This window comes from Burkholderia sp. AU45388, assembly GCF_030481585.1.
Lineage (GTDB): Bacteria > Pseudomonadota > Gammaproteobacteria > Burkholderiales > Burkholderiaceae > Burkholderia > Burkholderia sola.
Genome location: NZ_JAUJPV010000022.1, coordinates 87,840 through 111,156, shown reverse-complemented (window position 1 = coordinate 111,156; position 23,317 = coordinate 87,840). Strand labels below are relative to the sequence as shown.

Below are 23,317 nucleotides of genomic sequence, written 5' to 3'. Positions count from 1 at the left end.
AGCACGATTTCAATGGAGTTTCAGTGGCAATGAAGAAAACCCTTCGTTTCGCGGCAGTCGTGTCCAGCCTCGCCGCGTCCGCCGCGCTGCTCGCCGCCGCGCCGGCCGCGGCGCAGGCACTCGGTTCGCAAGGTGCGCAGCTCGCCGACGAAGTCGTCGCCGTGGTCAACAACGACGTGATCACGGGCCGCGAACTCGACCAGCGCGTCGGCCTGATCGCGCGCCGGCTGCAGCAGCAGAACGCGCCGGTGCCGCCGGCCGACCAGTTGCGCGCGCAGGTGCTGAACCAGATGGTGCTCGAACGTATCCAGGTGCAGAAGGCCAAGGACGACGGGATCCGCATCGACGACGCGACCGTGCAGGCCACGCTGCAGCGTCTCGCGCAGGCGAACGGGATGACGCTCGACCAGTACCGCGCGCGCCTCGAGGCGCAGGGCGTGCCCTGGAGCGTCTTCACGGGCGACGCACGCACCGAGCTGATGCTGTCGAAGCTGCGCGAGCGCGAGGTCGACGGCAAGATCACGGTGTCGGACGCCGAGGTCGCGAACTACATCGCGAGCCAGCGCGGGCCGAACGCATCGCAGCAGCAGGACCTGCGCTTCCAGCACATCTTCATCAAGGCGCCCACCAACGCGCCGCAGGCCGACATCGAAGCCGCGCAGAAGAAGGCCGAAGCGCTGCTGCAGCAGGCGAAGTCGGGCGCCGATTTCGAGCGCCTCGCGAAGAACAACTCCGAAGCGAACGACGCGAAGAAGGGCGGCGATCTCGGCTTCAAGTCGCCGAGCGCGCTGCCGCCGGACGTCGTCGACGCCGCGTCGAAGCTGCGTCCGGGCCAGGTCAACCCGACGCTGATCCGCGTGCCCGACGGCTTCGAGATCGTGCGCCTCGTCGATCGCCGCCCGAGCCAGGGCGCGAGCGCCGCGGCGCCGAAGATCGTCCAGACGCACGTGCGCCACATCCTGCTGCGCGTCGGCGAAGGCAAGTCGGAAGGCCAGGCGCGTCAGCAACTGATCGACATCCGCAACCAGATCGAGGCCGGCGGCGATTTCGCGAAGTTCGCGCGCACCTACTCGCAGGACGGCTCGGCGTCGCAGGGCGGCGATCTCGGCTGGATCAGCCCGGGCGAGACCGTGCCGGAATTCGAGCGCGCGATGAACAGCCTGCAGGACGGCCAGATCAGCCAGCCGATTCGTACCGAATACGGCTATCACCTGATCCAGGTGCTGAACCGCCGCGACGCGGAAGGGTCGGTGCAGCAGCAGATGGACATCGCCCGTCAGGCGATCGGCCAGCGCAAGGCCGAACAAGCCTATGCCGACTGGCTGCGCGAGCTGCGCGATTCGTCGTACGTGCAGTACAAGATCGGCGGCGTCGGCCCGGCGAACTGAGCGAGCATCGGATGACCACGCGCGCGCTGCAGATCGCGATCACGACCGGCGAACCCGCGGGGGTCGGCCCGGAACTGACCGTGCAGGCGCTGCGTGATGCGGCGCAGCGCTGGCCCGACGCGCATTTCACCGTGCTCGGCGATGCCGCGCTGCTCGACGCGCGAGCGGCGGCGGTCGGCGCCGACGCGGTCACGCTGGCCGGCGGCGCGCAGGTGTCGGTCGCGCATCACGCGCTGGCGGCGCCCGCGCAAGCGGGCAAGCTGGACGCGGCGAACGGCCGGTACGTGCTCGGCTTGCTCGACGCCGCGATCGACGGCGCGCTGGCGGGCCGGTACGACGCGATCGTCACCGCGCCGCTGCAGAAGAGCACGATCAACGATGCGGGCGTGCCGTTCACCGGTCACACCGAATACCTGGCCGAACGCACGCATACGCCGCGCGTCGTGATGATGCTGGCCGGCACCGGCCATCGGCCGCTGCGCGTCGCGCTCGCGACCACGCATCTGCCGCTGAAGGACGTATCGGCCGCGCTGACGATCGACGGGCTCGTCGAGACGCTCGCGATCATCGACCGCGACCTGCGGCGCGATTTCGGTCTCGCCGCGCCGCGCATCCTCGTGACGGGCCTGAACCCGCACGCGGGCGAGAACGGTTATCTCGGCCGCGAGGAGATCGACGTGATCTCGCCGGCACTGGCTCGCGCGAACGCGCAACACATCGACGCGCGCGGCCCGTATCCGGCCGACACGCTGTTCCAGCCGCGCCATCTGGCCGATGCCGATTGCGTGCTCGCGATGTTCCATGACCAGGGTCTGCCCGTGCTGAAGTACGCGACGTTCGGCGAGGGCATCAACGTGACGCTCGGGCTGCCGATCATCCGCACGTCGGTCGATCACGGCACCGCGCTCGATCTGGCCGGCACGGGCCGCGCGGATCCGGGCAGCATGATCGCCGCGCTCGATACGGCCGTCACGATGGCGCGCCACCGCCGCGCAGCCTGACGCTGCCGGTTTATCCCATTCGTCGCATTTTTCGTTTTACTCAGTCGATGTCGAACAGCAGACAGCACCAAGGCCATTTCGCGCGCAAGCGCTTCGGGCAGAACTTCCTCGTCGATCACGGCGTGATCGACTCGATCGTCGCGACGATCAGCCCCGCGCGCGGCCAGCGGATGGTCGAGATCGGCCCCGGGCTCGGTGCGCTGACCGGCCCGCTGATCGAGCGCCTCGCGACGCCCGAGTCGCCGCTGCACGCGGTCGAGCTCGACCGCGACCTGATCGGGCGCCTGCAGCAACGCTTCGGCACGCTGCTGGAGCTGCACGCGGGCGACGCGCTCGCGTTCGACTTCCGCTCGCTCGCGGCGCCCGGCGACAAGCCGTCGCTGCGGATCGTCGGCAACCTGCCGTACAACATCTCCAGCCCGCTGCTGTTTCACCTGATGACGTTCGCCGATGCGGTCATCGACCAGCATTTCATGCTGCAGAACGAGGTCGTCGAGCGGATGGTCGCGGAGCCGGGCACGAAGGCGTTCTCGCGGCTGTCGGTGATGCTGCAGTACCGCTACGTGATGGAAAAGATGCTCGACGTGCCGCCGGAATCGTTCCAGCCGCCGCCGAAGGTCGATTCGGCGATCGTCCGGATGATTCCGTACGAGCCGCACGAACTACCGGACGTCGACCCGGTGCTGCTCGGTGAAATCGTCACCGCCGCGTTCTCGCAGCGCCGCAAGATGCTGCGCAACACGCTCGGCGACTACCGCGAGACGATCGATTTCGATGCGCTCGGCTTCGATCTCGCGCGCCGTGCGGAGGACGTGCGCGTGGCCGAATACGTCGGCGTGGCGCAGGCGCTGGCGGCGCTGCGCAAGGCCGGATGACGTGCGTGACGCGAGCCGCCCACCCGCTGTATCGAAGAGAGCTGCCCGACTGGCAGCTTTTTTATTGCCCGCGTGTCTTTGCGCCGGTCGTCACATCCGCCGGCGCGGCGGCGCGTTGACGAGCGCGATGCCGGTCAGCACGAGCGCGGCCGCGGACATGAAGCGCCAGCCGACCGATTCGCCGAGCAGCAGCACGCCGAACGCGACGCCGAACAGCGGCGACAGGAACGTGAACACGGACAGCCGGGACGCGCTGTAGCGCGTCAGCAGCCAGAACCACGACAGGTAGCTGACGAACGCGACGATCACCGACTGGTACGCGAGGCTCGCGAGCGCGATCGGCGTGATCCGCGCGAACGACATCTGGCCGAACAGCGCGGCGAGCGCGACCAGCACGACCGCCGATACCGCGAGCTGGTAGAACAGCGTCTTGCTCGCGCTGGCCCGCGCGAGCGCGGTCGAGCGCACCACCACCGTCGTCGCGGCCCACATCGCGCCGCCGAGGATCCCGAGCGCGTCGCCGGCGAGCCCGGCCAGCACCGATGCGCCGGGCGTGCGCGGCTTCAGGAAGCCGTCCGCGAACGCGAGCGCGATGCCGGCGAATGCGAGGCCGACGCCGGCCCATTGCGTGCGCTGCAGCCGCTCGCCGGGTGCGAACAGGTGCAGGCCGAGCGCGGTGAAGCACGGCGCCGTGTACAGGAAGATCGCCATGTGCGACGCGCTCGTCAGCGTCAGCCCGAAGAACACGCAGATGAATTCGCCGGCGAACAGCGCACCGGCCGCGATGCCTGCGCCGAGCGTGCCGTCCGCCTGAAACAGCGGCGTGCCGCGCGTGCGGGCCCAGCCCCACAGCAGCACCGCGGCGATCACCGAGCGCAGCCCGGCCTGGAACATCGGCGCGATCGCGGCGTTCGTGCTCTTGATCGCGACCTGCTGGAAGCCCCAGATCGCGCACAGCAGCAGCATCAGGCCGACGGCGCGCGTATCGAGTGCGCGGCGCACGGGGGCGGCGGCAAGCGCGGTCATCGGCGCGCCTCGCTGGTCGGGCCTTGTGGCGCGGAGGTCAGGCGGGCGGCGCGTCCGGCGCGCTCGAATCGACGGTTTCGCACGGCAGTGGGGCGGCAAGAAAAAGTGGGTGGTCGCGGTCGGGCGGCGGCGCGCATGCCCGCTTTTGGTGCGAAGTGGCAGGATGTTATCCGATCGGCGCGGGGTCGGGCGAGCCGGATCTTGCCGCTTTCAGTCGTTGCGCGCCCGGTCGCGCCGAGGCAACCGATACGCGGCATCGGCCGCGTGCTTGTTGGGCCCGTTCCGGGCTCGGCGCGCCGGGCTAGGCGCCCCCGGCTAGGCGCCCCCGGCTCGGCGCCCCCGGCTCGGCGCCCCCGGCGAATTTCACCCGACTCCGGTAGAATTTCCGACTCTGGAAAGTCCCCACAGGAGTACAACACATGCGCTTGCTGCATACGATGCTGCGAGTCGGCGATCTCGACCGCTCGATCAAGTTCTACACCGAATTGCTCGGCATGAAGCTGCTGCGTCGCGAGGATTATCCGGAAGGCAAGTTCACGCTCGCGTTCGTCGGCTACGAAGACGAAAGCACGGGCACCGTGATCGAGCTGACCCACAACTGGGAGACGCCGTCCTACGATCTCGGCAACGGCTTCGGCCATCTGGCGGTGGCGGTCGACGATGCGTACGCGGCCTGCGAGAAGATCAAGGCGCAAGGCGGCAAGGTCACGCGCGAGGCAGGCCCGATGAAGCACGGCACGACCGTGATCGCGTTCGTCGAGGATCCGGACGGCTACAAGATCGAGTTCATCCAGAAGAAGTAAGCGCCGGATGAACCGGGCTGCGGCGTACGACGTGCGCCGCAGCAGTAGAGAGGGCGGTGCGGGGGTAATCCGCATCGCCCTTTTTCGTTGGCAGCGCAGCCGCGCGCGTCAAAGCGACGGCAGCAGCTCGGGCGGATGATGCTTGAGCGTGTGCCGCGCTTCGCGGAACTCGGGGAAAATCGATTCGACGGTCTGCCAGAAGGCCGGGCTGTGGTTCATCTCGCGCAGGTGCGACAGCTCGTGCGCGACGACGTAGTCGATGATCGACATCGGGAAATGAATCAGCCGCCAGTTCAGGCGAATCTTGCCGTCGCTCGAGCAGCTGCCCCAGCGCGTCGCGGCCGACGACAGCGCATACATCGAATACGTGACGCCGAGCTTTTCCGCATAGACCACGAGGCGTTCGCCGAAGATGCGTTTCGCTTCGCCCTGCAGCCAGCCCTGCACGCGATCCTTGATCTGCTGCATGTCGGCCTGCACGGGCAGCGGCAGCGACAGCCGCAGCGCGTCGGTGTCGAAGGCGACGGCGCCCGCGCCGAGCGCGATCGTCACCGTCTTGCCGAGATACGGCAGTTGCGCGCCGTCGCGCCAGTCGATTTGCGGCAGCGCACGCTGCTCGGTGCGCGTCTTCCACTCGGCGAGCTTCGCGAAGATCCAGCGTTGCTTTTCGGCGATCGCCGCTTCGATGTCGGCGAGCGTGACCCAGCGCGGCGCGGTGATCGACAGCCCGCTGCCGTCGATCGTGAAGCCGATCGTGCGGCGCGCGGAGCGCTTCAGCCGGTATTCGAGCACGCGGCTGTCGAGCGCGAACGTGCGCACGCGCGAGCGATCGGGCGCTGGACCCGGATCGAGTGGAGCAGCGGGGGCGGCTTCGGGCGGTGCGGGCGGAGCGGCCGGCGCCGACGGCGCGGCGGCCGGCCCGTCGAAGAGCGGCAGATCCATCTGGCGATGATCGAGGGCCACGACGGCAGGCCGTGGCCGCGGACGCTGTTTCATCAGTTCGCTTCTTTTTGTCGTACGCAACGGCTGCAATCCGGGGCGTCAGGCGCGCGCGGCATCGCGTGTGCCGGCGTTGCCCGCCTGACGATACGCATCGGGATCGATGCGGCGCATTTCCGCTTCGATCCATGCTTCGACCTGCGAGTTCAATGCATCGGGCGTCAGCCCTTCGCTCGGGATCGGCTTGCCGATCGACACCGTGACGACGCCCGGGAATTTCGTGAACGAGTTGCGCGGCCACACACGACCTGCATTGTGCGCGATCGGCACGACCGGCGTGCCGGTTTCGATCGCGAAGCGCGCGCCGCCCGTCTTGTACTTGCCCTGCTTGCCGACCGGCGTGCGCGTGCCTTCGGGGAACATGATCATCCATGCGCCTTCCGACAGGCGCTTCTTGCCCTGGCGGATCACCGAATTGAACGCGTTCTTGCCTTCCTTGCGGTTGATGTTGACCATGTGCAGCAGCCCGAGCGCCCAGCCGAAGAACGGCACGTACAGCAGCTCGCGCTTGAACACGTAGCACAGCGGCTTCGGCATCAGCGCCGGAAACGCGAGCGTCTCCCACGCGGACTGGTGCTTCGACAGCAGCACGGCCGGGCCGTCGGGCAGGTTCTCGAACCCTTCGATCCGGTAGCGGATGCCGTTCAGCCAGCGCACGACCCACAGCGTCGACTTGCACCAGCCGGCCGCCATCCAGTAGCGCGCGTCGGGGCGCATGAACGGGAACGCGATGAAGCACGCGGTGGCGTACGGCACCGTGTACAGGATGAAGTAGATCAGCAGCAGCAGGGAGCGGACGAAGCGCATCGGCGTGAGTCTGGCGTTGGGGAGGATGCGCGCGGCAGCCGCATCACTCGTGTTCGTGTGAAAGAAAATCGAGCGCAAACGCGCGCAGGTCGTCGTGGACCTTCGTGTCGGGCGGCAGATTGCCCGCGGCGAGCGTCTTCTTGCCCTTGCCGGTCAGCACGAGGTGCGGCTGGAAGCCGACCTCGACGCCGGCCTGCAGGTCGCGCAGCGAATCGCCGACGACCGGCGTGTGACCGGGATCGATCTCGAAGCGCTCGGCGATCATCTGCATCATGCCGGGTTTCGGCTTGCGGCAGTCGCAGTGATCCTCCGCCGTGTGCGGGCAGAAGAACACCGCGTCGATGCGCGCGCCGACCGCGGCCGCCGCGCGATGCATTTTCAGGTGCATCTCGTTGAGCGCGGCCATGTCGAACAGCCCGCGACCGATGCCGGACTGGTTGGTCGCGACCACCACGCGGTAGCCCGCGTGGTTGAGCCGGGCGATCGCCTCGAAGCTGCCGGGCAGCGCGATCCATTCGTCGGGCGTCTTGATGAACGCATCCGAATCGACGTTGATCACGCCGTCCCGGTCGAGGACGACGAGCTTTCGGTTGGGGCTGGTCGGCATCGTGCGGCCCTTATGCGGCGAGCTTCGAGATGTCGGCGACGCAGTTCATCTGCTGGTGCAGCGCGGACAGCAGCGCGAGACGGTTCGCGCGCAGCGCCGGATCTTCCGCGTTGACCATCACGTCGTTGAAGAACGTGTCGACCGGCGCGCGCAGCGCGGCGAGCGCCGACAGCGCGCCCGTGTACGCACGCGCCTCGAGCTGCGACTGCACGTGCGGCGTGACGGCCGCGAGCTGTTCGTGCAGCGCCTTCTCGGCCGCCTCGACGAGCAGCGTCGGCTGCACCGCGCCGTTCGCGCCGCCTTCCGACTTCTTCAGGATGTTCGAGATCCGCTTGTTCGCGGCCGCGAGCGCTTCGGCTTCGGCGAGGCGCGTGAATTCGCGCACCGCGTCCAGGCGCGCGACGAGATCGTCGATGCGCGTCGGGTTCAGGCTCAGCACCGCGTCGATTTCGCCGGCCGAATAGCCGCGCTCGCGCAGCAGGCCGCGCAGGCGATCCATGAAGAACGCGAAGATCGCGTCGGTCGATTCGGCGACGCCCGGCACGCCGTCGAAGCGTGCGTGGGCCGTGCGCAGCAGCGACACGAGATCGAGCGGCAGCTGCTTCTCGAGCAGCAGGCGCAGCACGCCGAGCGCGTGGCGGCGCAGCGCGAACGGATCCTTCTCGCCGGTCGGCGCGAGGCCGATGCCCCAGATGCCGACGATCGTTTCGAGCTTGTCGGCGAGCGCGACGGCGGTCGACACCGGCGTGGTCGGCAGTGCGTCGCCGGAGAAGCGCGGCTGGTAGTGCTCGGCGCACGCGAGCGCGACGTCGTCGGCTTCGCCGTCGTGACGCGCGTAGTACGTGCCCATCGTGCCCTGCAGTTCCGGGAATTCGCCGACCATGTCGGTCAGCAGGTCGGCCTTCGCGAGACGCGCGGCGCGCTTCGCGTGCGCGGTGTCGGCGCCGATCGCCGGGGCGATCTCGCCGGCCAGCGCCTCGAGGCGCTCGACGCGCGCGAGCGCCGAACCGAGCTTGTTGTGATAGACGACGTTCGCGAGTTGCGGCACGCGCTCGGCGAGCGGCTTCTTCTTGTCCTGCTCGAAGAAGAACTTCGCATCGGCGAGGCGCGGGCGCACGACGCGCTCGTTGCCTTCGACGATCTCGCCCGGCGTCTTCGTCTCGATGTTCGACACGATCAGGAAGCGCGAGCGCAGCTTGCCGGCGACGTCGGTCAGCGCGAAATACTTCTGGTTCGTCTGCATCGTGAGGATCAGGCATTCCTGCGGCACCTGCAGGAATTCGTCCTCGAAGCGGCACGGGTAGACGACCGGCCATTCGACCAGCGACGTGACTTCGTCGAGCAGCGCTTCGGGCATCACGACCGTGTCGCCGTTCGCATGTTCGTTCAGTTGCGTGCGGATCGTTTCGCGGCGATCGGCGAAGTGCGCGATCACGCGGCCCTTGTCGCGCAGCGTGTCGGCATAGGCGCGGGCATGCTGGATCGCGACGAGTCCGTCGGACAGGAAGCGGTGGCCGAGCGTCGTATCGCCGGCATCGACGCCGAACGCGGTGACGGGCACGACGCGGTCGTCGTGGAGCACCGTCAGGCGATGCACCGGGCGCACGAACTTCACGTCCGAGCCGTCCGGGCGCTGGTACGTCATGAATTTCGGGATCGGCAGCTTCGCGAGCGCTTCGTCGAGCGCGGCCTGCAGGCCGTCGGCGAGCGTGGCGCCGGCCGCCGAGTAGTTGATGAAGAACGCTTCGGCCTTGCCGTCCTGCGCGCGTTCGAGATCGGCGATCGACGCGTTCGGGTGGCCGAGCGCCGCGAGCTTCTTCGCGAGCGGGGCCGTCGGCTTGCCTTCGGCGTCGAGCGCGACCGACACCGGCAGGACTTTTTCGCGGACCTGCTTGTCGGGCGCGACGGCGCGCACGTTCTGCACGACGACCGCGAGGCGGCGCGGCGTGGCGTAGCGCTCGAACACGAGTTCGCCTTCGACGAGGTCGCGCGCGGCGAGGCGTTGGGCGATACCTTCGGCGAACGCGTCGCCGAGGCGCGCGAGGGCCTTCGGCGGCAGCTCTTCGGTCAGCAGTTCGACGAGCAGGGGGGCGGGATGATTGTGCGTCATGTCTGGAATAAATCTCGTCTCGTCAGTCCTGATCGATCTTGCGTTCGACCTTGAGCGGCGGCGCCCATGCCGGTTGCGCGGCGTCCTGGGCGTCGGTGGTGAGGCCCGGCACGCCCGGCGGGTTGCCGAGCATCGGGAAGCCGAGCTTCTCGCGCGAGTCGTAGTAAGCCTGCGCGACGAGACGCGACAGCGCGCGGATGCGGCCGATGTACGCTGCCCGCTCGGTGACCGAGATCGCGCCGCGCGCGTCGAGCAGGTTGAACGTGTGGCCGGCCTTCAGCACGAGCTCGTACGCGGGCAGCGCGAGCTGCGCGTCGATCATCTTCTTCGCTTCCGCTTCGTAGCTGTTGAAGAACGTGAACAGCAGGTCGACGTTCGCGTGCTCGAAGTTGTAGGTCGACTGCTCGACCTCGTTCTGGTGGTACACGTCGCCATACGACAGGCGGCGCAGCTCGGGGCCGTTCGGGCCTTGCTCTTCCCACTCGGTCCACACGAGGTCGTACACGTTCTCGACCTTCTGCAGGTACATCGCGAGGCGCTCGAGGCCGTACGTGATCTCGCCGAGCACCGGCTTGCATTCGAGGCCGCCGACTTCCTGGAAATACGTGAACTGCGTGACTTCCATCCCGTTCAGCCACACTTCCCAACCGAGGCCCCACGCGCCGAGCGTCGGGTTTTCCCAGTCGTCCTCGACGAAGCGCACGTCGTTCTGCTTCAGGTCGAAGCCGAGCGCCTCGAGCGAGCCGAGGTACAGGTCGAGGATGTTTTCCGGCGCCGGCTTGAGCACGACCTGGTACTGGTAGTAGTGCTGCAGGCGGTTCGGGTTTTCGCCGTAGCGGCCGTCCTTCGGGCGGCGCGACGGCTGCACGTACGCGGCGCGCCACGGCTCGGGGCCGACCGCGCGCAGGAACGTGTGGACGTGCGACGTGCCCGCGCCGACTTCCATGTCGATGGGCTGGAGCAGGGCGCAACCCTGCTTGTCCCAGTAGGACTGCAGCGTCAGGATGATTTGCTGAAACGTAAGCATGAAGAGCCTTCGTGGCGCTGGCGCTCCGTTGCGGGCGGCGCTCCGGGCGGGCCCGGAGGGTCGGCTCGCGCGGCGGCGCGGCTTGTTAGTGTGCTGAAACGCGTAATTTTACCGGATCGGCGACCGGATGCGGCCGGAAGGCGGATGCCGGCACCGCCGGCCTGCTTCCCGCGGCCCGCGCGCGCATGGCCCACGGGCGCCGCGGGGCCGCGTGCGACCTGCCGCGACGTGCGTGCCGTACCGCTTCGCGCGGGCGTTAAGATGCGTGTATTGCGGCGCGCGCCATGCGTGCCGCGTCACCGCTTGCCGATGCCGACTGCATGGACGAACCGAACGACATTCTGATTCCGCTGCTTCCGCCGTTTCTCGCCCTGCTCGGGCAGGCCGCCGACGCGCAGGCGCGCGGCGAGCGCGCCGCGCACGATCTGTGGCTGGCCGCCGCCGCCCATCTGCATGCGGTCGATGCCGACGCGCTGGCGCGGCTCACGACGGCGCTCGTCGCGCGGCAGCGCACGGCCGACGCGATTGCGCTCGCCGAATGCGCGGTGCGCGCGCAGCCGGGCGCAAGCACGTATTTCAACCACGGCTATGCGCTGCAGGTGGCCGGCCGTCACGCGGATGCGGTCGCGCCGTACCGCGCGGCGCTTGCGATCGATGCCGGCTGGCCGTCGCTGCGCAACAACCTCGCGATCGCGCTGCGATTGTCGGGCGGTGAACGCGCGGAGGAGATCGCGCTGCTCGACGCGGCTGTGAAGCACGATCCGCGGGACGTGCAGGCATGGATCAACCTCGTCGTCGCGCGGATCGCGACGCATGACCTCGACGGCGCGCTCGCGTGCGCCGCGCGGCTCGCCGATCTCGCGCCCGACAATGCGCTCGCGATGAACAACGTCGCGATGGCGATGAAGGAGGCGCAGCGCTGGGACGACGCCGAGCGCCATGCGGCGCGTGCGTGCGAGCTGGCGCCCGACGACGCATCGTTCCGCTTCAATCTCGCGATCATCCAGCTGGTGCGCGGCAACCATGCGGTCGGCTGGCGCGGCCACGAGGCGCGCTGGGACGGCGCGGGCGAGTTGCGCGGTCGCCGGCCGGCGCTGCCGGGCCCGCGCTGGCAGGGCGAACCGCTCGCCGGCAAGACGCTGCTGGTGTGGGGCGAGCAGGGGCTCGGCGACGTGCTGCAGTTCTGCCGTTTCGTCGCGCCGCTCGCCGAGCGCGTGCATCGCGAGGGCGGCCGGCTCGCGTGGAATACGTTTCCGGCGCTCGGCACGCTGATGCAGCGCAGCCTCGGCGTGCACGCGGACGTGTTCGGCGCGGGCGGCGGCGTCGATGCGCTGCCGGCGTTCGATTACGAAGTGCCGCTGATCGGCCTGCCGCTGATGCTCGGCATGGAGGCGTCGACGCTCGCCGCGTCGGTGCCGTACCTGCGGGCCGAGCCGGCCGCATGCGACGCATGGCGCGCGCGGCTCGCGGGCGACGGCCGGCTGAAGGTCGGGCTCGTGTGGACGGGCAGTGCGGGCCACCAGCGCAATCCGTTCCGGCGCGTCGGGCTCGAGCGCTACGCGAGCGCGTTTCGCGGCATCGACGGCGTTACGTTCTATTCGCTGCAGCCGGGTGCGGATGCGGATGTCGCCGCCGCGCGCGCGGCCGGTTTCGCGATCGAAGACTATACGGCCGAATTGACGAGCTTCGACGACACGGCCGCGTTCATCGGCGCGCTGGATCTCGTGATCACCGTGTGCACGTCGGTCGCGCATCTGGCCGGCGCGCTCGGCGCGCGCACGTGGGTGCTGCTCGACGTGAATCCGCACTGGCCGTGGCTGCTCGATCGCCGGGACAGCCCGTGGTATCCGACCGCGACGCTGTACCGCCAGCCGACGTTCGGCGCGTGGGCGCCGGTGATGGACGAAGTGAGCCGCGACTTGCGGGCGCTCGCCGCGCAGCCGGATCCGTCGGATCAATCGGATCAATCGGATCAATCGGATCAATCGGATCAATCGGATCAATCGGATCAATCGGATCAATCGGAGCGGCCGGCCCGGCAGGCCTGAGGAGCCGGCCGGTTCGCGCTCACGGGCCGCCGCGCGCGGCAGCGGCCCGTCGCGTCATTGCGCTGCGTCGTCGCCGGGCTTCCGGCCGTTGCGTCGGCGCAGCCCGGGCCCGAACGTGAAGCCGAACGCGAGCAGCACGAACGACACCGCGAGCACGATGTTGTTGCCGCTCATCACGTACGGCGTGAAGCCGCTCGTGCCTTCGATCCGCACGTCGAGCGAGCCGATCGTGAACGGCTTCAACTGGCCGAGCACGCGCCCGTGCGCGTCGATCGCGGCCGTCATCCCCGTGTTGGTCGAGCGCAGCATCGGCCGGCCCGTTTCGAGCGAGCGCATCCGTGCGATCTGCAGATGCTGGTCGAGCGCGATCGTGTCGCCGAACCACGCGAGGTTCGTCACGTTGACGAGCACGCCGGGCGGCTGCGGGTTGTCGCGGATCGTCGCGGCGATTTCCTCGCCGAACAAGTCCTCGTAGCAGATATCGGCCATCACCGGCTGGTTGTGCACGAGGAACGGCTTCTGCACCGGCGCGCCGCGCGCGAAATCGCCGAGCGGCATCTTCATCAGGTTGACGAACCACCGGAAGCCCCACGGAATGAATTCGCCGAAGGGCACGAGGTGATGCTTGTCGTAGTGATAGATGTCGCGCGAGTTCGGCGTCACGCCGTACAGACTGTTCGTGTAGTCGAAGTAGCGGCCGTCCTCGGTCACCGATGCGCCGACTGCGCCGAACAGCACGGCCGAGCCGGTCGTGTCGCTGAACTTGCGGATCGCGACGGCGAACGGCTCGGGCAGCTCCTGGATCATCACCGCGATCGCGGTCTCGGGCGTGACGATCAGGTCGGCCGGCTTCTCGACGATCATCTGCTGGTACATCTTGATCGCCGCGTCGATGCCTTCCTGCTCGAACTTGATGTCCTGCTTCACGTTGCCTTGCAGCAGCCGCACGGTGAGCGGCGCGTTCGCGGGCACGGTCCATGTGACCTGCGACAGCCCGAGCCCGGCCGCGACGAGCACGACGGCGATGCCGGCCGGCGCGGCGATGCGCACGCGAGCGTCGCCGCCCGATGCGCCGGCTTCGCCGTCACGCACCGGCGACGGGCGCGCGGCGGCGAGCGCCTGCACGACGAGCGCGGCGAACAGCGCGAGCACCCATGCGATCCCGTATACGCCGACCACGGGCGCGAAGCCCGCGAACGGGCCGTCGACCTGCGGGTAGCCGCTGCCGAGCCACGGAAAGCCGGTGAACACGGTGCCGCGCAGCCATTCGCCGAGCGCCCACGCGCTCGCGAACGCGAACGCGCCATGCCAGGTCGGCGAGAACGGCCGCGGGTCGGGCGCGCGGCGATGCCACGCATGGCCCGCGCAGAACGACCACAGCCCGGCCGAGAACGCCGGGTACAGCGACAGGTACAGCGCGAACAGCACGAGCGCGCCGCCCGCGAGCGGCGCGGCCATTTCGCCGTACACGTGCATGCTGATGTAGAGCCACCAGACGCCGCTGATGAAGTTGCCGAAGCCGAACGCGCCGCCGGTGAGCGCGGCGCCGCGCCAGCTCGACGTGCGCGTGAGCTGCGCGAAAAACCAGACGAATACGACGAGCTGCAGCCAGCCGCCGTGCGGCGTGGGCGCGAAGCTGAGCGTATTGGCCGCGCCGGCGAGCAGCGCGGCCGGATAGTGCCAGCGCGGCAGCGCGCGGGCGGGCGCCGGCGCGAGAAGGCCGCCAGCCGGGCGGGACGGAATCGGATCGTCCATGTGAAGCGGAAGAGGGCGAGCGGTTGAAGGAGGGGCGGCTGGCGCGGAACGGTCAGTCTTCGTGCGAGGTTTCGGCGCGACGGCTGGCGAGCGGGTTGCGGCGCACCAGCAGCACGTGAACCTGGCGCGCATCGCCGCGCTGGATTTCGAACACGAGGTTGCCGAGCTGCAGCTTCTCGCCGCGGTGCGGCACGCGTCCGAAATGATGGGTGATCAGGCCGCCGATCGTGTCGACTTCGTCGTCGGGGAAATCGGTGCCGAACGTCTCGTTGAACTGTTCGATCTCGGTGAGCGCGCGCACGCGGTAGCGGCCGTCCGGCCCCGAGATGATGTTGCCGGCTTCCTCGTCGAAGTCGTATTCGTCCTCGATGTCGCCGACGATCTGTTCGAGCACGTCCTCGATCGTGATCAGGCCCGCCACGCCGCCGTATTCGTCGACGACGATCGCCAGGTGGTTGCGGTTCACGCGGAAGTCGTGCAGCAGCACGTTCAGGCGCTTCGATTCCGGAATGAACACGGCCGGGCGCAGCATCCCGCGCACGTCGAATTCTTCCTCGGCGTAGAAGCGCAGCAGATCCTTCGCGAGCAGCACGCCGATCACGTTGTCGCGGTTCTCCTCGTACACTGGGTAGCGCGAGTGCGCCTTTTCGAGGACGAACGGGATGAAATCCTCGGGCTTGTCGGCGATGTTGATCGCGTCCATCTGCGCGCGCGGCACCATGATGTCGCGCGCGCACAGATCGGAGACCTGGAACACGCCTTCGATCATCGACAGCGAATCGGCGTCGATCAGGTTGCGTTCGTGGGCGTCCTGGAGGATTTCCAGCAGCTCGCCGCGGGATTCGGGCTCGGGCGAGATGAAGTCGGTCAGGCGCTCGAGCAGCGAGCGCTTTTCTTGCGGTTTGTCGGTTGGCTTACGACTGGGATACGAATCGTTCATGGTGGTGCGCCCGGGTCATGCCGGGGCGCGCGGTCACGGAGTAGGCAAGGATACACCAAGGGCACGACGCGACCGTGTCACCCGGCCGTACGGCCAGGGTGGGCGGCTCGCGCGGGCCCCGCTCGCGGACGGCCGCGCGGGGCGCGTCGTCGTCGGGTCCATCCTATCGCAGAAAGCGCCGGCGGGGCGCGGCGGCAAAAAAATGGCGGCGGGCAGGGCGGGCGGCCGGCCGCGGGAAACGGCCGGCGAGGCGGCATTCCGCCGCAGGCGCGCGCACGCGTCGCGTGCGGCTCAGAACCGCATGCCGGCCGAGCAGCCGCCGGCGGCCGCGCCGTTGGTCGCGGCGCCGCCGCAGCCGAGTATGCCGCAGCCGGACAGCACGACGCTCGCGACGACGAGCAGCGCGGCGATCCTGCAACGCGACCGGCGTGACGATTTCATCGGGTGTGGCCTCGTGCGGATGCGCGAGGCGGCGTGGGGACGCATGGCGGCAGGCCGCGCGTCGTGCCGGATCATCGGCATCGCGCCAGCAACCCTTCGAGCGCGCGGTCGGGGATGCCGCTCGCGCGCAGCGCGTCGACCGTGCGGCTCACGTAGTCGAGCGTCGTGCCGTAGCGGCCGGCCGCGCAGCGGAACACTTCCTTCACGACGGGGTCGGTCAGCTTGCCCGTATAGGTCGGTGCGTCGCGGCGCATCACGAACGCGAGCGCGTTCACGCGTTCGCCGGTCTCGAGCGAGCACGGCAGCCACGCAGGCCGGTACGAGCCCATCGGCATTTCGCGCTTCCACAACGTCTCGAGATGCGGCTGCGCGGTCGGGCCGGCGAGCCGGAATGCGATGCCCGAGCACGAGCCGCCGCGATCGAGCGCGAGCACGAGGCCCGGCCGTTCGGGGGTGCCGCGATTCACGCGCGACCACAGGTAGAGCCCGCGGTGATAGCCGTGCACCTTGCCGCGCACGGCGGCGACGGTCGGCAGCCCGGGATTCCAGATCAGCGAGCCATAGCCGAACAGCCAGAGATCCTGCCGGCCGTCCCAGTCGCGCATCGTGTGCGCGAGCGACGCCGCGAGCTCGTCTTCCGTCAGCAGGCGTCCTTCGCCGATCGACGGCGGGTAGGCGGGCGGCAGCATCGCGGCGTGGCGCATCGGGCGGACGGCTTACTGGTACGGGTTCGGGAAACCCAGTTTCGCGAGGATGTCGACTTCGAGCGCTTCCATTTCGGCCGCGTCCTCGTCGCTCGTCTCGTGGTCGTAGCCCTGCGCGTGCAGCGCGCCGTGCACCAGCAGGTGCGCGTAATGGGCCGCGAGCGGCTTGCCCTGGTCGTGCGCTTCCTTCTCGACCACCGGGCAGCACAGCACGAGGTCGCCGATCACGGTGCCGTCGGGCGCCGGGTCGTACGCGAAGGTCAGCACGTTGGTCGGATAGTCCTTGTGACGGTAGCCGGCGTTCAGCGTACGGCCTTCGTTCTCGCCGACGAAACGCACGGTGAGCTGCGCGCTCGCGAACAGCGCCGGCTCGATCCATTCGGCGATCAGCTTGCGCTTCGGCAGCGTCTTGCGCACGTCGCTCGTGATCTCGTCGCCGTACTGCACGGACAGGTCGAATTCCAGCGCGCGCGGCCCGTCTTCGGGATCGTCTTCGCGCGGTGCGAACTCGGCGCCGACGTGCAGCGTCACGCTGTCGTAGTGCTCGGGCTGCAGCGCGAGCTTCGCGCGCATCGCCGGATCGTTGTGCTGCGCGACGATCGCGACGGCCGCGTCGCCCGAGCTGCCCGACAGGTCGAACATCAGGCTGCGGCCGTCCGGGAAGTCGATCCGCAGCCCTTGCGCGTTGACGGTGCGGGCTTTGCCCTTCGCGTCGAACAGCGAAAGGCGGGGGGATTCGGACGCGGCGGACGGTGCGCGACCGGACTTGCGGGAACGGGAGGATTTCATGACGCGTGCGGCGATTGGGACGCGTCGAGGATACACCAAACGGCCGATCGCGCCCGAATTCGGACCGGCCGCGCGCGGGCGAAAAAAAGCCCGGCGCGCCGTCTGGCGGGCCGGGCCGGGAGGTGGGGGGCAGCGCGCGGGCGCCGCCGCTCAGCCGTCCTGATGCTGCGCGTGGAACTCGTCGTACGCCTCGACGATGCGCGCGACGAGCGGATGGCGCACGACGTCGGCGCTCGTGAAGCGCGTGAGCGCGATGCCGCGCACGCCGCCGAGCACCTGCTGCGCCTCGACGAGGCCGCTCTTGTGGCCGCGCGGCAGGTCGACCTGGCTCGTGTCGCCGGTCACGACCGCCTTCGAGCCGAAGCCGATCCGCGTGAGGAACATCTTCATCTGCTCGGGCGTGGTGTTCTGCGCCTCGTCGAGGATGATGAACGCGTGGTTCAGCGTGCGGCCGCGCATGTACGCGAGCGGCGCGATCTCGATCATCTGGCGCTCGAACATCTTCGCCGTCTTGTCGAAGCCGAGCAGGTCGTACAGCGCGTCGTACAGCGGACGCAGGTACGGGTCGACCTTCTGCGCGAGATCGCCGGGCAGGAAGCCGAGCCGCTCGCCGGCCTCGACGGCCGGGCGCGTCAGCACGATCCGCTTGACCTGGTCGCGCTCGAGCGCGTCGACCGCGCACGCGACCGCGAGGTAGGTCTTGCCGGTGCCGGCCGGCCCGATGCCGAACGTCACGTCGTGCTGCAGGATCTGCTTCAGGTATTCGCGCTGGGCTGGCGTGCGGCCGCGCAGGTCGGCGCGCCGCGTGTAGAGCTTCGGCCCCGGCTCTTCCTCCGGCTCGCTGGCGTCGAGCTGCGCGACGGGCTCGTCGAACGGATGGTCGGGGTCGCCGCGAAAGCGCACGTCGACCGTGTCCTGGCGGCCGTTGCCGGCCGTGTGGCGCACTTCGACCAGCGCGAGCTGGATGTCGTCGACCGACAGCGGATCGCGCGCGCGGTTGTAGAAGTTTTCGAGCGCGGCGAGCGCGAGCTTGGCGCCGCGCCCGCGGATCGTGATCCGGTGGCCGCGCCGCGCGAGCGTGACGTCGAGCGCCTGTTCGATCTGCCGCAGGTTTTCGTCGAGCGGGCCGCAGAGGTTGGCGAGGCGCGCGTTGTCGTCGCGCGGGGCGGTGAATTCCAGTGCTTGGACGGTCTTCAAAGTAGCGTCGGGCTCCTGTCGGGCGGCGGTCGGTCAGTGGGTGGCCGCGCTCGCGTCGTCGCTGACGAGCAGGAGCTCGCCGCGCAGCGAATGCGGGTACGCATGGTTGATCTTCACGTCGATCATCTGGCCGATCAGGCGCGGGTGCGACGCGAGCGGCGCCGGGAAATTCACCACACGGTTGTTCTCGGTGCGGCCCGCGAGCTCGTTCGGGTCCTTGCGCGACGGGCCCTCGACGAGGATCCGCTCGACCTTCCCGACCATCGACTGGCTGATGCGCGCGACGTTTTCCTCGATCGTCGCCTGCAGATGTTGCAGACGTTTGAGTTTCACTTCGCGCGGCGTGTCGTCGGCGAGATTCGCGGCCGGCGTGCCGGGGCGCGGGCTGTAGATGAACGAGAAGCTCGTGTCGTAGCTCATCTCGTGCACGAGCGCCATCATCTTGTCGAAATCCTCCTCGGTCTCGCCGGGGAAGCCGACGATCATGTCGGTCGACAGCGACAGGTCGGGGCGGATCGCGCGCAGCTTGCGGATCACCGACTTGTATTCGAGCACCGTGTAGCCGCGCTTCATCGCCATCAGGATGCGGTCGGAGCCGTGCTGGACCGGCAGGTGCAGGTGGCTCACGAGCTTCGGCACTTTCGCGTACGTGTCGATCAGGCGCTGCGTGAATTCCTTCGGGTGCGACGTCGTGTAGCGGATCCGCTCGATGCCGGGGATGTCGGCGACGTATTCGATCAGCGTCGCGAAATCGGCGATGTCGGTCGAACCGGCCGTCAGCGCGCCGCGGTAGGCGTTCACGTTCTGGCCGAGCAGCGTGACTTCGCGCACGCCCTGGTCGGCGAGGCCGGCCACTTCGGTCAGCACGTCGTCGAGCGGGCGCGACACTTCATCGCCGCGCGTGTACGGCACCACGCAGTAGCTGCAGTACTTCGAGCAGCCTTCCATGATCGACACGAACGCGCTCGGCCCCTCGACGCGCGCGGGCGGCAGGTGGTCGAACTTTTCGATTTCGGGGAACGTGATGTCGACCTGCGCGCGGCCGCTCGCGCGGCGCGCGTCGATCATCTGCGGCAGGCGATGCAGGGTTTGCGGGCCGAATACGAGGTCGACGTACGGCGCGCGCGACACGATCGACGCGCCTTCCTGGCTCGCGACGCAGCCGCCGACGCCGATCAGCAGGCCCGGCTTCGCTTCCTTCAGCTCGCGCACGCGGCCGAGATCGGAGAACACCTTTTCCTGCGCCTTCTCGCGCACCGAGCACGTGTTGAACAGGATGATGTCGGCGTCTTCCGGCGTGTCGGTCTTTTCGAGGCCTTCGGCCGCATTGAGCACGTCCACCATCTTGTCCGAGTCGTACTCGTTCATCTGGCAGCCGAAGGTCTTTACGTAAACTTTCTTGGTCATGGGGATTCGCCGTTCGCAGTGGTTGACCTGGGGGCGTCGTCAAGGGTGAATCGGGACGGCCGTGCGCGGCACGCGAATCGCGCGCATCGGGCAGGAAAGGCCGTCGGGAAAGCCTTCCATTATAGCTTTTCACGTCACGCGGACGGGCGGCCGGTTGCGGGCGTGCGACGCCGGGTTGCGCGTTCCGACCCTGAAGTAGTGGAGGGCCGGCTGTCAGCGGCACGCGGTCAACAGGTCGTCGAGCGCCGCTTCCTCGCGCGCGAAGCGCTCGGCGAGGAAATCGAGCAGCGCGCGCACGCGCGGCGCCATGTAGCGCTTGCTGTGATAGATCGCGTGCAGCGGCGCGTCCTGGTGCCGCCAGTCGGGCAGCAGCACGCGCAACCGGCCCGCGCGGACGTCGTCGGCGATGTCCCACAGCGACTTCAGCGCAATGCCGTGGCCGCGCAGCGTCCATTCGCGCGTGAGGCCGCCGTCGTTGGTCTCGAACGCGGTCGACACCGGCACCGTGTGGATCTGCACTTCGTCGCCGCGCGTGAAATGCCAGGTGTTCATCGGGCCGGACGCGATCGTGATCACGTTGCAAGGAAAACGGGCCAGATCGTGCGGATCGGCCGGCACGCCATGGCGTTCGACGAACGACGGCGCCGCGCACAGCACGCGCCGGTTGGTCGCGAGCCGGCGGGCGATCAGCGCGCCGTCGGGCGGCGCGGCGAAGCGGATCGCGAGGTCGATCTCGTCCTGCCACAGGTTCGCCGACGAATCGGACGCCGTCAGCGAGAACGTGACGCCCGGATGCAGCGTCGTGAATTCGTGGAGCCAGTCGAGCAACTGGTGACGGCCGAAATCGGACGTCGACGACAGCCGCACCTTGCCGCTCACGACGTTACGGCCTTCCTGCAGCATCGCGTCCGCGTCGTCGAGCGCCTGCAGCGCCTGCCGGCAGCAGTTCAGGTACAGCCTGCCTTCGTCGGTGAGCCGCAGTTGGCGCGTCGAGCGCTCGAACAGCCGCGTCGCGATCTTCGCCTCGAGCTTCGCGAGCCGCGCGCTCGCGGCGGCCGGCGTCAGGTTCAGCTTGCGCCCGGCGGCGGACAGGCTGCCCAGCTCCGCCGCCTCGACGAACAGCCGGATATCGCCCAGTCGGTCCATGCGATTTTCCAGAAATATTTGAAAATGGTTCAAATGCCACGCCAATTATCAAATATAGGCGTCTTCGGGACAATGCGCGCACATCCCGCTTTCTTGTGCGGTGCGGCACCCGACCACGCGCCGCGGCCGCCGCCTTCCGGAGAACGTCATGCCCATTCCGCTCCTGGCGCTCGCGATCAGCGCCTTCGCCATCGGCACCACCGAATTCATCATCATGGGCCTCTTGCCCGAAGTCGCGCACGACCTCGCCGTGTCGCTGCCGTCGGCCGGCCTGCTCGTCACCGGCTACGCGCTCGGCGTCGCGGCCGGCGCGCCGCTGCTCGCGGTGCTGACGAGCCGCATGCCGCGCAAGGCCGCGCTGCAACTGCTGATGGCGATCTTCATCGTCGGCAACGTGCTGTGCGCGACCGCGTCCGGCTACGCGATGCTGATGGTCGCGCGCGTCGTCACGTCGTTCGCGCACGGCTCGTTCTTCGGGATCGGCGCGGTGGTCGCTGCGTCGCTCGTGCCGGCCGACAAGCGCGCGAGCGCGATCGCGCTGATGTTCACCGGGCTCACGCTGTCGAACGTGCTGGGCGTGCCGTTCGGCACGTTCGTCGGCCAGGTGCTCGGCTGGCGCGCATCGTTCTGGATCGTCGCCGCGCTCGGCGTGCTCGCGCTCGGCGGCGTGGCCGCGCTGGTGCCGAACCGCCACGACGGCGGGCCGGTCGGCCTCGGCCACGAAGTGCGCGTGCTGAAGGAGCCCCAGGTGTGGCTCGCGCTGCTGATGACCGTGCTCGGCTTCGGCGGCGTGTTCGTCGTGTTCACCTACATCGCGCCGATTCTCGAGACCGTGTCGGGCTACTCGCCGCGCGCGGTCGCGCTGATCCTCGTGCTGTTCGGCGCGGGACTGACGATCGGCAACACGATCGGCGGCAAGCTGGCCGACCGCGCGCTGATGCCGTCGCTGATCGCGATCCTCGTCGCGCTGATGGCCGTGATAGCCGTGTTCGCGAAGACGAGCCACCTGCCGGTCGCGGCTGCGGTTACGGTATTCGTCTGGGGGATCGCCGCGTTCGCGACGGTGCCGCCGCTGCAGGCGCGCGTGGTCGAGAAGGCCGCGAGCGCGCCGCATCTCGCGTCGACGCTGAACATCGGCGCGTTCAACGTCGGCAACGCGGGCGGCGCTTGGCTCGGCGGCCTCGCGCTGGAACACGGCTTCGCGCTCGATGCGCTGCCGTGGGTCGCGGTCGCGGTGACGTTCGCGGCGCTGGTCGTCACGTGGCTCGCGATGCGGCTCGATGCGCGCGGCCCGGCACGCTGCGCGGCGCCGGCGGCGCGGTGAGCGTCGCCACGGCCCGCTGCGCGGCGACGCCATGGCGGCGGGAAAAGGTTCGCGAGAAACACATTCCTCCGCGATGCTGATAACGGTGTGAAGATAACTTCGTTTGCCCGTACCAGGCCGGGTGATAGCGTCTCGATACGCGCCAACGACCGGCGCAACCCGATTCCGGCTTACCCCCTACGCAGGGCCGCGCAGCGGCCCGGAGGCCATGCTATGTCTTCATCCCTGGCGCTCGTGCGCGACGTGTCTTCCTTCGAGTCCGGTAATGCCGCCGACGGGCGCGGCTCCGCGTCGTTCGACGTGCTCGAGCAGGTCGTCGGCGTGAATCTCGCGCGCTTGCGCGCCGAGCGGCAACTGTCGCTCGATGCGCTCGCCCGGCTGTCCGGCGTGTCGCGCGCGATGCTCGCGCAGATCGAATCCGCGCGCAGCGTGCCGTCGATCAAGGTGCTCTGCAAGATCGCCGCGGCGTTGAAGGTGTCGGTCGCCGCGTTCCTGCGGCGCCATGCGGTGAACGGTTTCGAGCATCTGGCGGCCGAGCGCGCGTCGCGCGTCGTCAGCTCGAACGGCCGTTTTTCGGCACGTGCGTTGTATCCGGAGGGCGAGCCGGCCGCGGCCGAATTCCACGAGCTGCGGATCGCGCCGCTGCATACCGAGCCGGGCGCGCGCCGCGCGCCCGGCACGACGGTCAACCTCGTCGTCAGCGAAGGCACGCTCGAAGTGAGCGTGCACGACCGCCGCCAGTTGCTCGCGACCGGCGACGCGATCGTGTTCGACGCCGACCAGCCGTACAGCCTGCGCAACCCGGGCGACAGCGAAGCGCGTGCGTTCCGCGTGACGGTGAGCCCCGAGGTGCCGCCGCGCTGGCTCGTGCCCGACGCGGCGCACGCGGCCGTCAACTGATCGCGCAGGCCGAGCGGCGCGGC

Annotated in this window: 21 protein-coding genes; 7 read left to right on the top strand and 14 right to left on the bottom strand. The window is 69.1% G+C overall.

Annotation, left to right across the window (positions count from 1 at the left end; all coding sequences use genetic code 11):
- Positions 1-29: 29 nt before the first annotated feature.
- Genes QZM72_RS27900 through rsmA form a run of 3 tightly spaced genes read left to right on the top strand, consistent with a single transcriptional unit; the run spans position 30 to position 3,264 of the window.
- Positions 30-1,388, top strand: coding sequence for a peptidylprolyl isomerase (locus QZM72_RS27900; protein ID WP_301739705.1), 1,359 nt, complete (start codon positions 30-32; stop codon positions 1,386-1,388).
- Positions 1,389-1,399: 11 nt separating this feature from the next.
- On the top strand, positions 1,400-2,389 hold the full coding sequence (gene pdxA, locus QZM72_RS27895; RefSeq protein WP_089468401.1) for a 4-hydroxythreonine-4-phosphate dehydrogenase PdxA: 990 nt from the start codon (positions 1,400-1,402) through the stop codon (positions 2,387-2,389).
- Between the two features lie 47 nt (positions 2,390-2,436).
- The gene (gene rsmA / locus QZM72_RS27890; protein ID WP_301739704.1) at positions 2,437-3,264 is read left to right on the top strand and encodes a 16S rRNA (adenine(1518)-N(6)/adenine(1519)-N(6))-dimethyltransferase RsmA; all 828 of its coding nucleotides are present in this window, start codon (positions 2,437-2,439) and stop codon (positions 3,262-3,264) included.
- A gap of 90 nt (positions 3,265-3,354) precedes the next feature.
- On the opposite strand, the gene QZM72_RS27885 is transcribed toward rsmA, so the two are convergent.
- On the bottom strand, positions 3,355-4,290 hold the full coding sequence (locus QZM72_RS27885; RefSeq protein WP_301739703.1) for a DMT family transporter: 936 nt from the start codon (positions 4,288-4,290) through the stop codon (positions 3,355-3,357).
- A 419-nt stretch (positions 4,291-4,709) separates the two neighbouring features.
- On the opposite strand from QZM72_RS27885, the gene gloA reads away from it, so the two are divergent.
- Entirely contained in the window at positions 4,710-5,093 is a 384-nt protein-coding gene (gene gloA, locus QZM72_RS27880) for a lactoylglutathione lyase (protein ID WP_006477863.1), read from the top strand.
- A 108-nt stretch (positions 5,094-5,201) separates the two neighbouring features.
- Here gloA and QZM72_RS27875 read toward each other — a convergent pair whose 3' ends face one another.
- The 5 genes from QZM72_RS27875 to glyQ are packed head-to-tail and all read right to left on the bottom strand — an operon-like array spanning position 5,202 to position 10,643.
- The gene (locus tag QZM72_RS27875) at positions 5,202-6,089 is read right to left on the bottom strand and encodes a M48 family metallopeptidase (protein ID WP_301739702.1); all 888 of its coding nucleotides are present in this window, start codon (positions 6,087-6,089) and stop codon (positions 5,202-5,204) included.
- A gap of 45 nt (positions 6,090-6,134) precedes the next feature.
- Entirely contained in the window at positions 6,135-6,899 is a 765-nt protein-coding gene (locus QZM72_RS27870; protein WP_050014656.1) for a 1-acyl-sn-glycerol-3-phosphate acyltransferase, read from the bottom strand.
- Between the two features lie 43 nt (positions 6,900-6,942).
- Positions 6,943-7,506, bottom strand: coding sequence for a D-glycero-beta-D-manno-heptose 1,7-bisphosphate 7-phosphatase (gene gmhB, locus QZM72_RS27865; RefSeq protein WP_089468398.1), 564 nt, complete (start codon positions 7,504-7,506; stop codon positions 6,943-6,945).
- A 10-nt stretch (positions 7,507-7,516) separates the two neighbouring features.
- Positions 7,517-9,616, bottom strand: coding sequence for a glycine--tRNA ligase subunit beta (gene glyS / locus QZM72_RS27860; RefSeq protein WP_089468397.1), 2,100 nt, complete (start codon positions 9,614-9,616; stop codon positions 7,517-7,519).
- Between the two features lie 22 nt (positions 9,617-9,638).
- Positions 9,639-10,643, bottom strand: a complete 1,005-nt coding sequence (gene glyQ / locus QZM72_RS27855; protein WP_006477868.1) for a glycine--tRNA ligase subunit alpha — start codon at positions 10,641-10,643, stop codon at positions 9,639-9,641.
- Positions 10,644-10,963: 320 nt separating this feature from the next.
- On the opposite strand from glyQ, the gene QZM72_RS27850 reads away from it, so the two are divergent.
- Entirely contained in the window at positions 10,964-12,691 is a 1,728-nt protein-coding gene (locus tag QZM72_RS27850) for a tetratricopeptide repeat protein (RefSeq protein WP_301739701.1), read from the top strand.
- A gap of 54 nt (positions 12,692-12,745) precedes the next feature.
- Here QZM72_RS27850 and lnt read toward each other — a convergent pair whose 3' ends face one another.
- From lnt to QZM72_RS27810, 8 genes are all read right to left on the bottom strand, one after another.
- The gene (gene lnt / locus QZM72_RS27845; RefSeq protein ID WP_089468395.1) at positions 12,746-14,446 is read right to left on the bottom strand and encodes an apolipoprotein N-acyltransferase; all 1,701 of its coding nucleotides are present in this window, start codon (positions 14,444-14,446) and stop codon (positions 12,746-12,748) included.
- 52 nt (positions 14,447-14,498) lie between these two features.
- Entirely contained in the window at positions 14,499-15,386 is an 888-nt protein-coding gene (locus QZM72_RS27840) for an HlyC/CorC family transporter (RefSeq protein ID WP_021160150.1), read from the bottom strand.
- A gap of 291 nt (positions 15,387-15,677) precedes the next feature.
- Positions 15,678-15,827 (bottom strand): hypothetical protein, encoded by a 150-nt coding sequence (locus QZM72_RS27835; RefSeq protein WP_301739700.1) that lies wholly within the window; start codon positions 15,825-15,827, stop codon positions 15,678-15,680.
- Between the two features lie 71 nt (positions 15,828-15,898).
- The gene (locus QZM72_RS27830) at positions 15,899-16,531 is read right to left on the bottom strand and encodes a gamma-glutamylcyclotransferase (RefSeq protein ID WP_301739699.1); all 633 of its coding nucleotides are present in this window, start codon (positions 16,529-16,531) and stop codon (positions 15,899-15,901) included.
- A 12-nt stretch (positions 16,532-16,543) separates the two neighbouring features.
- Positions 16,544-17,320: an rRNA maturation RNase YbeY gene (ybeY, locus tag QZM72_RS27825; RefSeq protein ID WP_301739698.1), complete on the bottom strand. Its 777-nt coding sequence runs from the start codon at positions 17,318-17,320 to the stop codon at positions 16,544-16,546.
- A gap of 150 nt (positions 17,321-17,470) precedes the next feature.
- On the bottom strand, positions 17,471-18,517 hold the full coding sequence (locus tag QZM72_RS27820) for a PhoH family protein (protein ID WP_006477874.1): 1,047 nt from the start codon (positions 18,515-18,517) through the stop codon (positions 17,471-17,473).
- A 33-nt stretch (positions 18,518-18,550) separates the two neighbouring features.
- Entirely contained in the window at positions 18,551-19,924 is a 1,374-nt protein-coding gene (gene miaB, locus QZM72_RS27815; RefSeq protein WP_301739697.1) for a tRNA (N6-isopentenyl adenosine(37)-C2)-methylthiotransferase MiaB, read from the bottom strand.
- A 213-nt stretch (positions 19,925-20,137) separates the two neighbouring features.
- Entirely contained in the window at positions 20,138-21,070 is a 933-nt protein-coding gene (locus QZM72_RS27810; RefSeq protein WP_301739696.1) for a LysR family transcriptional regulator, read from the bottom strand.
- A gap of 148 nt (positions 21,071-21,218) precedes the next feature.
- On the opposite strand from QZM72_RS27810, the gene QZM72_RS27805 reads away from it, so the two are divergent.
- Positions 21,219-22,394 (top strand): MFS transporter, encoded by a 1,176-nt coding sequence (locus QZM72_RS27805; protein WP_301739695.1) that lies wholly within the window; start codon positions 21,219-21,221, stop codon positions 22,392-22,394.
- A 213-nt stretch (positions 22,395-22,607) separates the two neighbouring features.
- On the top strand, positions 22,608-23,294 hold the full coding sequence (locus QZM72_RS27800) for a helix-turn-helix domain-containing protein (protein WP_089468390.1): 687 nt from the start codon (positions 22,608-22,610) through the stop codon (positions 23,292-23,294).
- Positions 23,295-23,317: the final 23 nt, after the last annotated feature.

What these genes read in the sequence shown, in the direction of transcription:
- QZM72_RS27850 (WP_301739701.1), top strand. Translation starts at nt 10,964, where the DNA reads ATGGACGAACCGAACGACATTCTGATTCCGCTGCTTCCGCCGTTTCTC.
- pdxA (WP_089468401.1), top strand. Translation starts at nt 1,400, where the DNA reads ATGACCACGCGCGCGCTGCAGATCGCGATCACGACCGGCGAACCCGCG.
- lnt (WP_089468395.1), bottom strand. Translation starts at nt 14,446, where the DNA reads ATGGACGATCCGATTCCGTCCCGCCCGGCTGGCGGCCTTCTCGCGCCG.
- QZM72_RS27875 (WP_301739702.1), bottom strand. Translation starts at nt 6,089, where the DNA reads ATGAAACAGCGTCCGCGGCCACGGCCTGCCGTCGTGGCCCTCGATCAT.
- QZM72_RS27900 (WP_301739705.1), top strand. Translation starts at nt 30, where the DNA reads ATGAAGAAAACCCTTCGTTTCGCGGCAGTCGTGTCCAGCCTCGCCGCG.
- QZM72_RS27840 (WP_021160150.1), bottom strand. Translation starts at nt 15,386, where the DNA reads ATGAACGATTCGTATCCCAGTCGTAAGCCAACCGACAAACCGCAAGAA.
- glyS (WP_089468397.1), bottom strand. Translation starts at nt 9,616, where the DNA reads ATGACGCACAATCATCCCGCCCCCCTGCTCGTCGAACTGCTGACCGAA.
- gmhB (WP_089468398.1), bottom strand. Translation starts at nt 7,506, where the DNA reads ATGCCGACCAGCCCCAACCGAAAGCTCGTCGTCCTCGACCGGGACGGC.
- rsmA (WP_301739704.1), top strand. Translation starts at nt 2,437, where the DNA reads ATGTCGAACAGCAGACAGCACCAAGGCCATTTCGCGCGCAAGCGCTTC.
- glyQ (WP_006477868.1), bottom strand. Translation starts at nt 10,643, where the DNA reads ATGCTTACGTTTCAGCAAATCATCCTGACGCTGCAGTCCTACTGGGAC.
- ybeY (WP_301739698.1), bottom strand. Translation starts at nt 17,320, where the DNA reads ATGAAATCCTCCCGTTCCCGCAAGTCCGGTCGCGCACCGTCCGCCGCG.
- QZM72_RS27835 (WP_301739700.1), bottom strand. Translation starts at nt 15,827, where the DNA reads ATGAAATCGTCACGCCGGTCGCGTTGCAGGATCGCCGCGCTGCTCGTC.
- QZM72_RS27885 (WP_301739703.1), bottom strand. Translation starts at nt 4,290, where the DNA reads ATGACCGCGCTTGCCGCCGCCCCCGTGCGCCGCGCACTCGATACGCGC.
- QZM72_RS27800 (WP_089468390.1), top strand. Translation starts at nt 22,608, where the DNA reads ATGTCTTCATCCCTGGCGCTCGTGCGCGACGTGTCTTCCTTCGAGTCC.
- gloA (WP_006477863.1), top strand. Translation starts at nt 4,710, where the DNA reads ATGCGCTTGCTGCATACGATGCTGCGAGTCGGCGATCTCGACCGCTCG.
- QZM72_RS27810 (WP_301739696.1), bottom strand. Translation starts at nt 21,070, where the DNA reads ATGGACCGACTGGGCGATATCCGGCTGTTCGTCGAGGCGGCGGAGCTG.
- QZM72_RS27805 (WP_301739695.1), top strand. Translation starts at nt 21,219, where the DNA reads ATGCCCATTCCGCTCCTGGCGCTCGCGATCAGCGCCTTCGCCATCGGC.
- miaB (WP_301739697.1), bottom strand. Translation starts at nt 19,924, where the DNA reads ATGACCAAGAAAGTTTACGTAAAGACCTTCGGCTGCCAGATGAACGAG.
- QZM72_RS27830 (WP_301739699.1), bottom strand. Translation starts at nt 16,531, where the DNA reads ATGCGCCACGCCGCGATGCTGCCGCCCGCCTACCCGCCGTCGATCGGC.
- QZM72_RS27870 (WP_050014656.1), bottom strand. Translation starts at nt 6,899, where the DNA reads ATGCGCTTCGTCCGCTCCCTGCTGCTGCTGATCTACTTCATCCTGTAC.